This is a genomic window from Streptomyces sp. NPDC001415, assembly GCF_053597395.1.
The window spans coordinates 133,786-148,791 of sequence record NZ_JBSFIE010000007.1 but is presented as its reverse complement, the minus strand read 5'-3'; the positions used below and the strand labels follow the sequence as shown (position 1 = coordinate 148,791).

General features: G+C 68.4%; 12 protein-coding genes and 1 tRNA gene. 3 read left to right on the top strand and 10 right to left on the bottom strand.

Annotated features, from left to right (window positions below):
* Nucleotides 1-167: 167 nt before the first annotated feature.
* The 10 genes from ACWC2B_RS11910 to dnaA form a co-directional block, all read right to left on the bottom strand.
* Nucleotides 168-704, bottom strand: a complete 537-nt coding sequence (locus ACWC2B_RS11910; RefSeq protein ID WP_450716331.1) for a hypothetical protein — start codon at nucleotides 702-704, stop codon at nucleotides 168-170.
* 428 nt (nucleotides 705-1,132) lie between these two features.
* Nucleotides 1,133-1,206 (bottom strand) — tRNA-Ile (locus tag ACWC2B_RS11905).
* A 97-nt stretch (nucleotides 1,207-1,303) separates the two neighbouring features.
* A complete protein-coding gene (locus tag ACWC2B_RS11900; RefSeq protein WP_450716330.1) occupies nucleotides 1,304-1,852 on the bottom strand; it encodes a DUF3566 domain-containing protein in 549 nt (182 codons plus the stop codon).
* Nucleotides 1,853-1,939: 87 nt separating this feature from the next.
* Entirely contained in the window at nucleotides 1,940-4,537 is a 2,598-nt protein-coding gene (gene gyrA / locus ACWC2B_RS11895; RefSeq protein ID WP_450716329.1) for a DNA gyrase subunit A, read from the bottom strand.
* A 44-nt stretch (nucleotides 4,538-4,581) separates the two neighbouring features.
* Entirely contained in the window at nucleotides 4,582-6,645 is a 2,064-nt protein-coding gene (gyrB, locus tag ACWC2B_RS11890) for a DNA topoisomerase (ATP-hydrolyzing) subunit B (protein ID WP_450716328.1), read from the bottom strand.
* Nucleotides 6,646-7,168: 523 nt separating this feature from the next.
* Nucleotides 7,169-7,711: a DUF721 domain-containing protein gene (locus ACWC2B_RS11885; protein ID WP_450716327.1), complete on the bottom strand. Its 543-nt coding sequence runs from the start codon at nucleotides 7,709-7,711 to the stop codon at nucleotides 7,169-7,171.
* Nucleotides 7,708-8,829 carry a DNA replication/repair protein RecF gene (recF, locus tag ACWC2B_RS11880; RefSeq protein WP_450716326.1) on the bottom strand — a complete coding sequence of 374 codons (1,122 nt, stop codon included), beginning with the start codon at nucleotides 8,827-8,829 and terminating at the stop codon, nucleotides 7,708-7,710. The genes ACWC2B_RS11885 and recF overlap by 4 nt, the downstream gene beginning before the upstream one ends.
* A 44-nt stretch (nucleotides 8,830-8,873) precedes the next feature.
* The gene (gene gnd, locus ACWC2B_RS11875) at nucleotides 8,874-9,749 is read right to left on the bottom strand and encodes a phosphogluconate dehydrogenase (NAD(+)-dependent, decarboxylating) (protein ID WP_450716325.1); all 876 of its coding nucleotides are present in this window, start codon (nucleotides 9,747-9,749) and stop codon (nucleotides 8,874-8,876) included.
* Between the two features lie 132 nt (nucleotides 9,750-9,881).
* Nucleotides 9,882-11,012, bottom strand: a complete 1,131-nt coding sequence (gene dnaN, locus ACWC2B_RS11870) for a DNA polymerase III subunit beta (RefSeq protein ID WP_450716324.1) — start codon at nucleotides 11,010-11,012, stop codon at nucleotides 9,882-9,884.
* A gap of 928 nt (nucleotides 11,013-11,940) precedes the next feature.
* A complete protein-coding gene (gene dnaA, locus ACWC2B_RS11865) occupies nucleotides 11,941-13,764 on the bottom strand; it encodes a chromosomal replication initiator protein DnaA (protein WP_450716323.1) in 1,824 nt (607 codons plus the stop codon).
* Nucleotides 13,765-14,145: 381 nt separating this feature from the next.
* On the opposite strand from dnaA, the gene rpmH reads away from it, so the two are divergent.
* Genes rpmH through yidD form a run of 3 tightly spaced genes read left to right on the top strand, consistent with a single transcriptional unit; the run spans nucleotide 14,146 to nucleotide 15,006 of the window.
* Nucleotides 14,146-14,283, top strand: a complete 138-nt coding sequence (gene rpmH, locus ACWC2B_RS11860; RefSeq protein WP_006381191.1) for a 50S ribosomal protein L34 — start codon at nucleotides 14,146-14,148, stop codon at nucleotides 14,281-14,283.
* A gap of 19 nt (nucleotides 14,284-14,302) precedes the next feature.
* On the top strand, nucleotides 14,303-14,674 hold the full coding sequence (gene rnpA, locus ACWC2B_RS11855; RefSeq protein WP_078966183.1) for a ribonuclease P protein component: 372 nt from the start codon (nucleotides 14,303-14,305) through the stop codon (nucleotides 14,672-14,674).
* On the top strand, nucleotides 14,671-15,006 hold the full coding sequence (yidD, locus tag ACWC2B_RS11850) for a membrane protein insertion efficiency factor YidD (RefSeq protein WP_078966182.1): 336 nt from the start codon (nucleotides 14,671-14,673) through the stop codon (nucleotides 15,004-15,006). Before rnpA ends, yidD begins: the two co-directional genes overlap by 4 nt.

Below are 15,006 nucleotides of genomic sequence, written 5' to 3'. Positions count from 1 at the left end.
GACGAGTAGTCAACTTCCCGCCCTACCAGCAGCGTTGTTAGTGTTACCCACAGCCCGACCGCTGGTGCATCCCCCGTCGCCAGCGGTCGGGCCTTTTTTACGTCCCCACAGTCGCCGAGTACGCCGGGCAGGGTCCCGCTGGGGGTTCGGTGGAGGATGCGATCCGGTCAGTCGTCGGTCGCACGGGACAGCGCTTCGGTGACCATGCGGGTGGCGAAGTCGGGGTCGCTGGTGAGCCGGTTGATGTGCTCCGCGAGCAGCAGAGCGGTGGCTTCCAGAGGGGTCATCTCCTCCGGAGTCCAGTAGCCGTACTGTTTGCGCCACAGACTGGGGCTCAGGCCGGTGCCGGCGGCGACGAGCAGACCGGCCATGGTGGGGATGGCCTCGGGGCGGACGCTCCTGGGCATCATGCGCATCGTGGCCACGAGGCTGGGCACAACATACTCGATGACGTCCTTGCCCTGGGCCTCGTGGGCCTCCCGCAGCCACTTCATGAACATGAAGATGAGCGTGCACGCGCCGTTCAGCAGGTCATCGGCTCCCTTGGGGCCCAGCGACGCGGTGAACTGGTTGATGAGCTCCCGCTGTTCGGAGTCGGTCTCGGTCCTGCCGTCGTGGATGCCTTTGAGCCGAGAGTCGATCACCATGAGCGCTGCGCCCACATCACCGGCGGGAGCGTGTCGGGGGTCGCAGGACGATGACACAGGAACCCTCCTCAGACGGCCGCGGTGGGCAGCGCGGCGTGTCCGCACAGTAGACCGCCGACGGGGCAGGCGTCTGGCGAATCCCGGCCCACTCGGGGCGGCCTTGGGCAGGGACGGCTGGATCCGCTGTCAAACCCCTCGTTCGGATGACAGAGCGACTGGCTTCGCTGTCCAAGGACGCCGGCCGGGCGGAGGAGGTCCTCGCCTTGCCGTCCGGCTCCCCACCCACGGGACACAGCGATGACGCCCCTCCCAGGCACACAGGGCTTGCGGGCGGGTACGTGGGAGACCCCTGGGAGACGATCATCTGGTGCCGAGCCAGGCAATGCCGCGCCAGACCAACGCGGACCAACACCAGACGCGGGCCAAAAACAAAGAGAGGGCGCCTCCCACCTGGGGAGACGCCCTCTCTACTGGTACTGCTTCTGTGGGGCTAACAGGATTTGAACCTGTGGCCTCATCCTTATCAGGGATGCGCTCTAACCAACTGAGCTATAGCCCCGCCGCGCTTTGCGGGATGTCCCGCGCGCTGACCTCTGAAGATTAGCGCACGGGACGGCCAGTCCCAAAATCGATAGCCGAGCGGCTGTGAACTGCGGCTACTCGTCCTCGGCGAGGGTGAGCTCGATACCGCCCACGAATCCGGCCGAGAGGTTGTAGATGAAGGCGCCGAGCGTCGCGAGCGCCGTGGCGAGCACCACGTCGATCACCGCGATGACCGACGTGAAGAGCAGCACCCGCGGCAGCGACAGGAAGGACTGGAGGTCGAAGCCGTTGGAGTCGTTCGAGCCGGTGGCCTCGCTGATCGTGCCGCCGACCGTGGAGAACACGCCCATGGCGTCCATGACCATCCACAGCACCGCGGCCGCGATGACCGTGCAGATGCCGAGCGCGATGGACAGCAGGAAGCTGACCTTCATCACCGACCACGGGTCGGCCTTGGCCACCCGCAGCCGCGCCTTGCGCGTCCTGGGCGCCGTACGCGCCCCGGTGCGCGGCCGGCGCACGCCCTCGGCAGTGCGCTGCGGCGCGGGATACGCCTGCGGCGGGTGATAGGGCTGCTGGCCCCCCGCCGGCTTCTCTCGCTCGCCGGGCAGCGCCCCGCCCTCGTAGTCCGCCCGGCCCTGAGGCCCCCGGGTGTCCGTCACCGTTACCCCCTGGGAGTCCGCGGCAGGGCCACGGGCACCGTTCGCTCCGGAAGCGGCCGCTCCGGCGCCCGTGGCTCCACTCACGCTTTACTCCTCGTGCTCCCCGGCCGAGGGCTGGGCGCCCTCGGCAGCAGCCTCGGCAGTAGCGCCCTCGGCGTCGTCGGCCCCGTCGACCTCTTCGGCCTCGCTGCCCGCCTCGGCGTTACGGGCGATGCCGACCACGGCATCGCGCTTGCCCAGGTTGATCAGTTGGACGCCCATGGTGTCACGGCCCGTCTCCCTGACCTCGTTGACTCGCGTACGAATCACACCGCCGCCGAGCGTGATGGCGAGGATCTCGTCCGTCTCCTCGACCACCAGCGCGCCGACCAGCGAGCCCCTGTCCTCCACGATCTTGGCGGCCTTGATGCCGAGGCCGCCGCGACCCTGGACGCGGTACTCGTCGACGGGAGTGCGCTTCGCGTACCCGCCATCGGTTGCGGTGAAGACGAACGTACCGGGCCGGACGACATTCATCGAGAGCAGTTCGTCTCCCTCTCGGAAACTCATGCCCTTGACACCGGAGGTGGCGCGGCCCATCGGGCGCAGCGCGTCGTCCGTCGCCGTGAAGCGGATGGACTGCGCCTTCTTGCTGACGAGCAGCAGATCGTCCTCGGCCGACACGAGCTCCGCACCGATCAGTTCGTCGTCGCCGCCGTCCGCGGTCTCCCGCAGATTGATGGCGATGACACCACCCGAACGGGGCGAGTCGTAGTCCTTGAGCGGCGTCTTCTTCACCAGGCCGGCCTTGGTGGCCAGGATCAGATAGGGCGCCGCGTCGTAGTCGCGGATCGCGAGGATCTGGGCGATCTTCTCGTCCGGCTGGAACGCGAGCAGGTTGGCCACGTGCTGGCCGCGTGCGTCGCGTCCGGCGTCCGGCAGCTCGTACGCCTTGGCCCGGTAGACGCGGCCCTTGTTGGTGAAGAACAGCAGCCAGTGGTGCGTGGTGGACACGAAGAAGTGGTCGACGATGTCGTCCTGCTTCAGCTTGGTGCCCCGAACGCCCTTGCCGCCGCGCTTCTGCGAGCGGTAGTCCTCGGTCTTGGTGCGCTTGACGTAGCCGCCGTTGGTGATGGTGACGACGATGTCCTCTTCGGCGATCAGGTCCTCGATGGACATGTCGCCGTCGAACGGCACCAGGGCCGAGCGCCGGTCGTCGCCGAACTTGTCGACGATCGCGGCCAGTTCCTCGCTGACGATCGCGCGCTGCTTCTCGGGCGAGGCGAGGATCGCGTTGTACTCGTTGATCTTCGCCTGGAGCTCGTCGTGCTCGGCGACGATCTTCTGGCGCTCCAGGGCGGCGAGGCGGCGCAGCTGCATCTCAAGGATGGCGTTGGCCTGGATCTCGTCGATGGAGAGCAGGCCCATCAGGCCCTCGCGCGCGACGTCGACGGTGTCGCTGCGCCGGATCAGCGCGATGACCTCGTCGATCGCGTCGAGCGCCTTGAGCAGGCCGCGCAGGATGTGGGCCCGCTCCTCGGCCTTGCGCAGCCGGAACTTCGTACGCCGGACGATGACCTCGATCTGGTGCGTCACCCAGTGGCGGATGAACGCGTCGATCGAGAGGGTGCGCGGCACGCCGTCGACCAGCGCCAGCATGTTGGCGCCGAAGTTGGTCTGCAGGTCGGTGTGCTTGTACAGGTTGTTCAGGACGACCTTGGCGACCGCGTCCCGCTTCAGGACGATCACCAGGCGCTGGCCGGTGCGCGAGGACGTCTCGTCGCGGACGTCCGCGATGCCGCCGACCTTGCCGTCCTTGACCAGGTCGGCGATCTTCTGCGCCAGGTTGTCCGGGTTGGTCTGGTACGGAAGTTCCGTGACCACCAGGCACTGGCGGTTCTGGATCTCCTCGACCGCGACGACCGCCCGCATCGTGATGGAGCCGCGCCCGGTGCGGTACGCCTCCTCGATGCCCTTGCGGCCCACGACCAGCGCGCCGGTCGGGAAGTCGGGGCCCTTGATGCGCTCCATCAGCGCGTCCAGGAGCTCCTCGTGGGAGGCCTCCGGGTTCGCCAGGTACCACTGGGCGCCCTCGGCGACCTCGCGCAGGTTGTGCGGCGGGATGTTGGTGGCCATGCCCACCGCGATGCCGGCCGAGCCGTTGACCAGGAGGTTGGGGAAGCGCGCCGGCAGGACCGTCGGCTCCTGGTTGCGGCCGTCGTAGTTGTCCGTGAAGTCGACGGTCTCCTCGTCGATGTCGCGGACCATCTCCATGGCCAGCGGCATCAGCTTGCACTCGGTGTACCGCATGGCGGCGGCCGGGTCGTTGCCCGGGGAACCGAAGTTGCCGTTGGAGTCCACGAGCGGCATGCGCATCGACCAGTGCTGGGCGAGGCGCACGAGGGCGTCGTAGATCGAGGAGTCGCCGTGCGGGTGGTAAGTACCCATGACGTCACCGACGACGCGGGCACACTTGTAGAAGCCCTTCTCGGGCCGGTACCCGCCGTCGTACATGGCGTACAGGACGCGGCGGTGTACGGGCTTCAGGCCGTCCCGTACGTCCGGCAGCGCGCGCGACACGATGACGGACATCGCGTAGTCGAGGTAGGAGCGCTGCATCTCCGTTTCGAGCCCGACGGGCTCGATGCGCAGAACAGGGCCTTCCTCGGTGGCTTCAGTGGTCGTAGGAGTGTTCTCGTCGGCCATTGCTGGTTCTCAAGTCCTTTCGAAGCGGTCAGCGACAGACCGAGTCAGATGTCGAGGAAGCGGACGTCCCGCGCGTTGCGCTGGATGAACGAGCGGCGTGCCTCGACGTCCTCGCCCATCAGCACCGAGAACAGGTCGTCGGCCTGGGCCGCGTCGTCCAGGGTGACCTGGCCGAGCACCCGGTGCTCGGTGTCCATCGTGGTGACGCGCAGTTCCTCGGCGTTCATCTCACCGAGACCCTTGAAGCGCTGGATCGAGTCCTCGCGGATCCGCTTGCCGTTCTGCTTGCCGAGCTCGGTGAGCGCGTCGCGCTCCCGGTCCGAGTACGCGTACTCGAAGTCGTCCCGGCCCCACTTGATCTTGTAGAGCGGCGGACGCGACAGGTAGACGTGCCCGGCCTCGACCAGCGGCCGCATGAAGCGGAACAGGAAGGTCAGCAGCAGGGTGTTGATGTGCTGGCCGTCGACGTCGGCGTCCGCCATCAGGATGATCTTGTGATAGCGGAGCTTCTCGATGTCGAAGTCCTCGTGGACCCCGGTACCGAACGCCGAGATCAGCGCCTGGACCTCGGTGTTCTGCAGGATCTTGTCGATCCGCGCCTTCTCGACGTTCAGGATCTTGCCTCGGATGGGCAGGATCGCCTGGTACATCGGGTTGCGGCCGGACTTCGCCGAACCACCGGCGGAGTCACCCTCGACGATGAAGATCTCGCACTTGGTGGGGTCGTTGGACTGGCAGTCCGAGAGCTTGCCGGGCAGCGACGCCGATTCGAGCAGCCCCTTGCGGCGGGTCAGGTCACGCGCCTTGCGGGCGGCGACGCGGGCCGTCTGCGCCTGGATGGACTTGCGGATGATGTCCGCGGCCTCGACGGGGTTGCGGTCGAACCAGTCGGTGAGGTGCTCGTGCACCACCTTCTGGACGAACGTCTTCGCCTCGGTGTTGCCCAGCTTGGTCTTGGTCTGACCCTCGAACTGGGGCTCGCCCAGCTTGACGGAGATGATCGCCGTCAGACCCTCGCGGATATCCTCGCCCGAGAGGTTGTCGTCCTTCTCGCGCAGCAGCTTCTTGTCACGCGCGTAGCGGTTGACCAGGCCCGTGAGCGCGGCGCGGAATCCCTCCTCATGCGTACCCCCCTCATGCGTGTGGATGGTGTTCGCAAAGGAGTAAACGCCCTCGCTGTACTGAGAGTTCCACTGCATCGCGATCTCGGCCGAGAGGAGTCGCTCCTTGTCCTCGGCCTCGATGTCGATCACGGTCGGGTGGATCAGCTCGCCCTTGCGCGAGTTGAGGTACTTCACGAAGTCGACGATGCCGCCCTCGTAGAAGTACTTCACCGACAGCGGCTGGTGGTCCTCCGCCTCGTCGGCGGAGTCGGCGCCCGAGACGGCCTTCGCCGACTCGCGCTCGTCGGTGAGCGTCAGGGTCAGGCCCTTGTTGAGGAAGGCCATCTCCTGGAAGCGCCGCGACAGCGTCTCGAAGGAGTACTCGGTGGTCTCGAAGATGTCGCCGTCGGCCCAGAAGGTGACCGAGGTGCCGGTCTCCTCGGTGGCCTCGTGCTGGGCGAGCTGCGCCGTCGGCACGCCCGCCTTGTAGTCCTGCGTCCAGCGGTAGCCGTCGGTCTTGATCTCGACGGCGACCTTCGTCGACAGGGCGTTCACCACGGAGACGCCCACACCGTGCAGACCACCGGAGACGGCGTACCCGCCCCCGCCGAACTTGCCACCTGCGTGGAGCACGGTCAGTACGACCTCGACGGCCGGCTTCCCCTCGGAGGGGATGATGCCCACGGGGATGCCACGGCCGTTGTCGATGACGCGCACGCCGCCGTCGGGCAGGATCGTGACGTCGATCCTGTCCGCGTGACCGGCCAGCGCCTCGTCGACCGAGTTGTCGACGACCTCGTACACCAGGTGGTGCAGACCCCGCTCACCGGTCGAGCCGATGTACATGCCGGGTCGCTTGCGGACCGCGTCCAGACCTTCGAGGACGGTAATCGCGCTGGCGTCGTACGAGGCGGTGACCTCGCCGTTCTCGCCGACGGCAGTGGACGGGGAGTTCTCGTTGGGGTTGCCGGAATCGGCCACGAAGCGCCCTTTCTGGCACAGCACAAGCCTTCCCCTGTACAGGCAGGAGCGGCTGCGTCGTTCAGCGATGGTCAGCGTCGGACGTCGCCGTGGGGGCAAGCGTCCGACCGCGTCTTTCGGTGGGTCCCGCGAGGACGGCGGGATTATTGACCAGTCTACCGGTAGCGCCGACATGAATGGGGGTTTGCCGGTACCTGAGTCCGCATGTGCCGCCCTGGGCGGGCGCCTACCGACTCCCCATATTCGGGGAGGGGCCCCAAGAGCCTCACACGGGCATTCAGCGCTTCGGCCTGTCAACCTCCGACTACCGTGAGGGACGCCTCATGCTCCCCACGGGGTTCCAGGGCCCTCTTGCACCCCGTTTTCGCACGTCACAGGGGGTGCGAGAGAGAGCGGTGGGACACGCTCGACGAGCGCGGACGACGCCCTTCTTACAGAGGCGGGCGCGGCGCCTTCTTAAGAAGTGGCGCCTTCCCGGAACTTCCTGGAAGAAGTGAGCGCGACAAGGGCCGTCCGCCCGGCTCGCCCTGGGGCACGGCGAGGCGTCTCACCCGTAGGTGTCGCCGGGCCCGGTGCTCCCGGGTGCGCGCAGCTTGCCGTAGCGCTGCGGCGGCCCGCTCGGGCCGTACACCTTGATCAGCCGGACCGTGCCGTGGCCCAGGTCAGCGTTGATGCGCGCCACCAGCTGGGGCGCGAGCAGCCGCAGCTGGGTCGCCCAGGACGTCGAGTCGCAGCGCACCACGAGGATCCCCTCCTCGGCGTCGTGCGGGCCGGGTTCCGTGTGCTTGGCGAGCTCCTCGCCGACGATCTCCGGCCAGCGGCCGAGCACTCCGGCCACCGCGGTCGGCGTCTCCCAGCCGCTCTCCCTGATCAGCCGGCTGATCGCGGAGCCGAGCGGCAGCGGGTCGCGCCCGTCCGCTCGGGCGCCCGAGCGCAGCCCGCCGCCCCGCCGGGCCTGCTTCTTCTGCTGAGCGGCCTCGCCCCGCGCCCTGGCCTGCTCCTTGGCCGCGCGCAGCGCGACCCGTGCCAGGTCGATGCCGGAGGCCTCGGGCACCTTCGGCTGCTCGGCCGGTCCGGATTCCTCGCTCATACCCGCGTCACCTCGCCCGCCGCGACCTCGTACCGGACTCCCGCGAGGATCCCCGGAACGTCGTCGTCCACCGCGGCCGTCACCAGGACCTGCTCGCCCGGCGCGACCAGTTCCGCGAGCCGCTCGCGGCGCTTGGCGTCCAGCTCCGCGAACACGTCGTCGAGCACGAGCACCGGCTCGTTGCCCTCGGCCCTCAGCAGGTCGTACGAGGCGAGCCGCAGGGCCAGCGCGTACGACCAGGACTCGCCGTGGCTCGCGTACCCCTTCGCCGGCAGCTCGCCCAGGCGCAGCACCAGATCGTCGCGGTGCGGCCCCGCCAGCGTCACACCGCGCTCGATCTCCTGCTTGCGTACGTCCGCGAAGGCCGCGATGAGCTGGCCGTACAGCTCCTCGCGGGTGTGCCCGTCGCCGGGCGCGGACGGCTTGTACTCCAGGGCCAACGGGCCGCCGCCCGGGGCGAGTTGCTCGTACGCCTTGTCCGCGAGGGGCTGCAGCGCGGCGATCAGGTCGAGGCGCTGGGCGAGGAGTTCGGCACCGGCCTGGGCCAGGTGCTGGTCCCACACGTCGAGGGTGGACAGGTCCATGCCACGGCCGCCGTGCCGACGGGCCATCGCGGCGGACTTCAGGAGGGTGTTGCGCTGCTTGAGCACCCGGTCGTAGTCGGACCGTACGGCCGCCATGCGGGGCGAGCGCGCGGTGATCAGCTCGTCGAGGAACCGGCGCCGCTCTCCGGGGTCGCCCTTGACCAGCGCCAGATCCTCCGGCGCGAACAGCACGGTCCGCACGATCCCCAGCACGTCACGGGGTCTGACCTGCGAGGACCTGTTGATACGGGCCCGGTTGGCGCGGCCCGGGTTCAGTTCGAGCTCGATCAGCTGGGAGCGCTCGCCCTGGGTGACGGCCGCGCGAATGACGGCGCGCTCGGCGCCCATGCGGACCAGCGGCGCGTCCGAGGAGACGCGGTGGCTGCCGAGCGAGGCGAGATAGCCCACGGCCTCGACGAGGTTGGTCTTGCCCTGCCCGTTCGCCCCCACGAAAGCGGTGACGCCCGGGTCGAGCGGAACCTCGACCCGGGCGTACGAGCGGAAGTCGGCCAGCGAGAGATGCGTGACGTGCATGGTGTCGCCGACCTCCCCCGGCTTACCTACTACTGCTGTCGCTGCTACTTGGACTCGACCGCGTGGCCGCCGAACTGGTTGCGCAGCGCGGCGATCATCTTCATCTGCGGGGAGTCGTCCTGCCGGGACGCGAAGCGCGCGAACAGCGAAGCGGTGATCGCGGGCAGCGGCACGGCGTTGTCGATGGCGGCCTCCACGGTCCACCGGCCCTCGCCGGAGTCCTGCGCGAAGCCCTTCAGCTTGTCGAGGTGCTCGTCGTCGTCCAGCGCGTTGACCGCCAGGTCCAGCAGCCAGGAACGGATGACCGTGCCCTCCTGCCAGCTGCGGAAGACCTCGCGCACATCGGTGACCGAGTCGACCTTCTCCAGGAGCTCCCAGCCCTCGGCGTAGGCCTGCATCATGGCGTACTCGATGCCGTTGTGGACCATCTTCGAGAAGTGGCCGGCGCCGACCTTGCCCGCGTGCACCGCGCCGAAGTCGCCCTCGGGCTTCAGCGCGTCGAAGATCGGCTGGACCTTCGCGATGTTCTCGGCGTCGCCGCCATACATGAGCGCGTAGCCGTTCTCAAGGCCCCAGACGCCGCCGGAGACACCGCAGTCGACGAAGCCGATGCCCTTGATGCCCAGCTCGACGGCGTGCTTCTCGTCGTCCGTCCAGCGCGAGTTGCCGCCGTCCACGACGATGTCGCCGGGCGACAGGAGCTCGGCGAGCTCGTCCACGGTGGACTGCGTCGCCGCGCCCGCCGGGACCATCACCCACACGACCCGCGGGCCCTTGAGACTGTCCACAAGCTCCTTGAGGCTGTGGACATCGGCGACGTCCGGGTTGCGGTCGTAACCGATGACGGTGTGGCCTGCGCGGCGGATGCGCTCGCGCATGTTGCCGCCCATCTTGCCGAGGCCGACGAGACCGAGCTCCATCACATGATCCTTTGACGTTGTGGCGTTTTCGTACCCGCGTCCGAGCCTACGCCGGGGCCTTGGTACACACCTGCGGGGTCAGCCGCTCAGACGTACGCCCCGGGAGGCCCGGGGCGTACGTCTTCAAGCCACTCAGCCGGACAGGCGCACCGGCATGATCAGGTACTTGTACGCGTCGTCCGCCTCGGCGTCCAGCGCGGGCTTGCCGCTGAGCAGCGCCGGCTTGGTCGAGGTGGTGAAGGCGAGCTGGGCGACCGGCGAGTCGATGGCGCTCAGGCCGTCGAGCAGGAAGGTCGGGTTGAAGGCGATCGAGATGTCGTCGCCCTCCAGGTTGGCGTCGACCCTTTCCACAGCCTGTGCGTCGTCGCTGGAACCGGCCTCCAGGATGAGGACACCCTGCTCGAAGCTGAGCCGCACCGGGGTGTTGCGCTCGGCCACCAGGGACACGCGCTTGACGGCCTCGACGAACGGGGCGGTCTCGATCACCGCGACCGAGTTGAACTCGGTGGGGAAAAGAGTCCGGTACTTCGGCAGGTCGCCTTCGAGAAGACGTGTGGTCGTGCGACGGCCGGCGCCCTCGAAACCGATCAGGCCCTCACCGGCACCGGAGCCCGACAGCGCCAGGGTGACCGTGTCGCCGCTCGTGAGCGCCTTGGCGGTGTCCAGGAGCGTCTTGGCGGGCACCAGGGCGACCGCGGAGGCATCCGGGTTCTCCGGCTTCCACAGGAACTCGCGGACCGCGAAGCGGTAGCGGTCGGTGGAGGCCAGGGTGACCGTGTCGCCCTCGATCTCGATGCGCACACCGGTCAGGACGGGCAGCGTGTCGTCGCGGCCGGCCGCGATGGCGACCTGGGCGGCGGCGGAGGCGAAGACCTCACCGGGAACGGTGCCCGTGGCGGTGGGCATCTGCGGCAGCGCCGGGTACTCCTCCACAGGAAGGGTGTGGAGTGTGAATCGCGAGGAGCCGCAGACCACGGTCGCCCGTACACCGTCTGTGGAAATCTCCACCGGCCGGTTGGGCAGGGCGCGGCAGATGTCGGCGAGGAGGCGGCCGGAGACGAGCACCGTGCCGTCCTCGTCGACCTCCGCGTCGACCGAGACCCGCGCCGAGACCTCGTAGTCGAAGCTGGAGAAGCTGAGCGCGCCGTTCTCCGCCTTCAGAAGAAGGCCCGCGAGTACGGGCGCGGGCGGACGGGCCGGGAGGCTGCGGGCCACCCAGGCCACCGCCTCCGCGAGTACATCGCGCTCCACCCGGATCTTCACCGGAACCGCCTCCTGCTGTTGCTGGCTCGCCCTGCTGGCTTTCGTCGTCGGCTGTATCGCCGGGGACCAGTCTGACGTACGCCGCTGACAGTCGGTGCGCGTCGGGGTCAAGTCGCGTCGAGCGGCGTCGGGAGCTCCGGCGCCGAGTTGTGCACAGGCCCCACTTCGAAACGGATTCCTAGCTAACTCTGAGTGGGAGTAGTAGTAGGGCCTGTGGAAACCGTGGATAACCCCGTTTGCGCAGGTCACGCCCGCTTTTTTGTCCACCGCCCCTGTGGGTGGAGCCGGTGGACAACTAGGGGTTTCTGTGGACGCCCGAAAGTTCTGCACATCCCGTGCACAGGACAGGGGTAGTTCTCCCCAACGCTGTCCCCAGCTTTACCCCGGTTCCCCACAGGCCAACCCGTCCCCTTCGTGTGACGGCTTTCACTCGGCCCGGTGATCCCGGGTGTTTCGTTGCCGAACAGTGGACAGGGGTGTGGAGAAGCTGGGGACAACGGATCAAGACCTGTGGGCCGCCGGTGGACAACTGAACCCACAGGCTGTGGACAGAGGATTCGTCCACAAGCTGTGGAGTATGGATGCCCACAAATCCACAGGCTGTTGACCTGGGGTGATGGAGTATCAGCCGCCGTGCCTGTGGAAGCAATCTGGACAACTTCCCAGTCCCCAGGGTGTGGATGGAGGAAAGTCCCCAGATCTGTGGAGAACCGCCTCTGACCAGCCGGTATTCGAACACCGAGGGCTTCGCCGGGCTCGCACACACGCTTCCTTCGGCGTCGTACGCACGTATTCCGGGGCCTCTCGGAGGCGTCTCAGGGGCTTCTCCGGCGCCCAGGCAGGACTCGGATCGGGGCCGGGAACGCCGAAGGGCGCCCGGAGAATGGATCCCCGGGCGCCCTTGGAGAGTGTCCGTGCCGGCGCGTCGTCAGCCGTTCTTGATGCGGTTGGTGAGCTCGGTGACCTGGTTGTAGATGGAGCGGCGCTCCGCCATCAGCGCGCGGATCTTGCGATCGGCGTGCATCACCGTCGTATGGTCGCGGCCGCCGAACTGGGCCCCGATCTTGGGCAGGGAGAGGTCGGTGAGCTCGCGGCACAGGTACATGGCGATCTGGCGGGCCGTCACCAGGACCCGGCTGCGCGAGGATCCGCAGAGGTCCTCCACCGTCAGCCCGAAGTAGTCGGCGGTCGCCGCCATGATGGCGCTCGCGGTGATCTCGGGCGCCGAGTCCTCGCCGCCGGGGATCAGGTCCTTGAGCACGATCTCGGTGAGCCCCAGGTCCACCGGCTGCCGGTTCAGCGATGCGAACGCCGTCACCCGGATCAGCGCGCCCTCCAGCTCGCGGATGTTCCGCGAGATCCGGGACGCGATGAATTCGAGCACCTCCGGCGGGGCGTTGAGCTGCTCCTGCACCGCCTTCTTACGGAGGATCGCGATACGCGTCTCCAGCTCGGGCGGCTGCACATCGGTGGTCAGGCCCCACTCGAAACGGTTCCGCAGCCGGTCCTCCAGGGTCATCAGCTGCTTGGGCGGCCGGTCCGAGGACAGCACGATCTGCTTGTTGGCGTTGTGGAGCGTGTTGAAGGTGTGGAAGAACTCCTCCTGCGTCGACTCCTTGCTCGCCAGGAACTGGATGTCGTCGACCAGAAGGATGTCGACATCGCGGTAGCGCTTGCGGAAGGTGTCGCCCTTGCCGTCGCGGATCGAGTTGATGAACTCGTTGGTGAACTCCTCCGAGCTCACGTACCGCACCCGCGTGCCGGGGTACAGGCTGCGCGCGTAGTGCCCGATCGCGTGCAGCAGATGGGTCTTGCCGAGGCCCGACTCCCCATAGATGAAGAGGGGGTTGTACGCCTTCGCCGGCGCCTCGGCGACCGCGACGGCCGCGGCGTGCGCGAAGCGGTTCGACGATCCGATGACGAAGGTGTCGAAGAGGTACTTCGGATTCAGCCGCGCGTGCGGCTCGCCCGGGCCGCCCTGCGCGGGTGCCCCGCCGGACGGGGACGGCGCGAGGTGGCCGGAGCCGCCGCGCTGCGGAGGCTGCGCGTCCGGCAGCTCACGCCGCTCGGGCCGTTGCTCGTGGCGCTGCTGCTCGTACGGCTGCGCCTTGGGCTGCTCATAGGAGGGGCGGCCCTGCTCGTACTGGCCGCGGTCTTGCTCGTACTGACCGCGCTCGGGCAGCTGCTGCGAGCGGTAGTCGTGCTGGGGCTGCTGCTGGCGGGCGCCGCCATAGGGCTCGCGCCACTGCTCGCCGGAGGAGTCGCGGTCCTGGAAGCCGCCGAGGCGGGGCTGCTGCCACAGGTCTTCCTGGGCACGCGGCCAGGAGCCGGGCTCGGGGCGCTGCTGGTACTCGCCGGGGTAGGCGGGGCGCACGGTGGGCAGGCCGTCGTCCGCGGGCCGGGCGTAGGGGTCGTCCTGGTAGTGCGGCTGCTGCTGTTGCTGGGGGGGCTGCTGCGAGGCGGGCGGCGCGGGCTCGCCCACCGAGTCGTCGACGGTGATCGCGATCCGGATGGTGCGGCCGCACTCCCGGCTGAGGGTCTCGCTGATCAGCGGGGCGAGCCGGCCCTCCAGGACGCGCTTGCCCCACTCGTTGGGGACGGCGAGCAGCGCGGTGTCGGCCACCAGTGCGAGCGGCTGGCAGCGCTCGATCCACTGCTTGTCCTTGGGCTCGATGCCCTGCTGCCCCTCCCCGAGGAGATGCTCCAGCACTCGTGGCCACACTGCGGCAAGATCGGCAGGTACGTCAGCCACAGGGCACGCTCTCTCGCAGGTCCCACGAATGTGTGGTTCTCGGGACGGGATGGGATGGCATAGACAGACAGGCAAGGACACATCGGAAAAAGATTCGGAGTTCAGCCACGGTAGTCGGGCCCACTGACGTGGTTCAAGTTGTTGTCCACAGCCTGTGCATACAGGGGCCCGGTAAGCCGCCGGTTTGACCGGATGGCGTAGCCGCGCGTACCGTAACCAGGTCGAGTTGTCGATGGCTGCTGCCGCCTGCCTCCGATGGGCAAAGATCACGATCTGTGATCGTGAAGCGGTGCACACGGGCGTATACGCGAGCTACTCGTGGGCGCACGGTGACAGCCAGGCGATGTCCCGCCGCCAAACGATCATTTCTGGAGCCCCCGAGTGAGCAAGCGCACCTTCCAGCCGAACAACCGTCGCCGCGCCAAGACCCACGGCTTCCGCCTGCGGATGCGTACCCGTGCCGGCCGCGCGATTCTCGCGAACCGCCGTGGCAAGGGTCGCGCCAGCCTGTCCGCGTAATTAGCTAACAGGTCATGACGTGCTGCCTACCGAGAATCGGCTGAGGCGGCGCGAGGACTTCGCGACCGCGGTACGCCGAGGACGCCGGGCCGGCCGCCCGCTCCTCGTCGTCCATCTACGCAGCGGTACAACGGACCCGCACGCGCCTGGGGAGAGCGCTCCCCCGACGCGTGCGGGTTTCGTTGTCAGCAAGGCCGTCGGCGTGGCTGTCGTCCGCAACCTGGTGAAGCGCAGGCTTCGCCATCTGATGCGCGAACGGCTGCCCCAGTTGCCCGCCGGTAGCCTGGTGGTCGTACGGGCATTGCCCGGTGCGGGCGATGCCGACCACGCACAGCTGGCCCGAGACCTGGACGCCGCCCTCGCGCGGCTGCTGGGAGGGGGCGCGCGATGAAGTACCCGCTGCTGGCCCTGATCAAGCTGTACCAGTGGACGATCAGCCCACTTCTGGGGCCCGTCTGCAGGTACTACCCGTCGTGTTCCCACTATGGATATACGGCGATCGACCGGCACGGTGCCGTCAAAGGCACGGCCCTGACCGCCTGGCGCATTCTGCGGTGCAATCCGTGGTCGCCGGGCGGCGTGGACTACGTACCGGAGCGCAAGCGGCCTCGATGGCACGAGGCGCTGCGCGCTGCCTGGCGCGGCGACAAGGGCGGGCAGTCCGCCGCTGAGACCGAGACAAGCCCGGCCGCAGAGACCCCGCCCAATGCTCAAGGAGCCTGA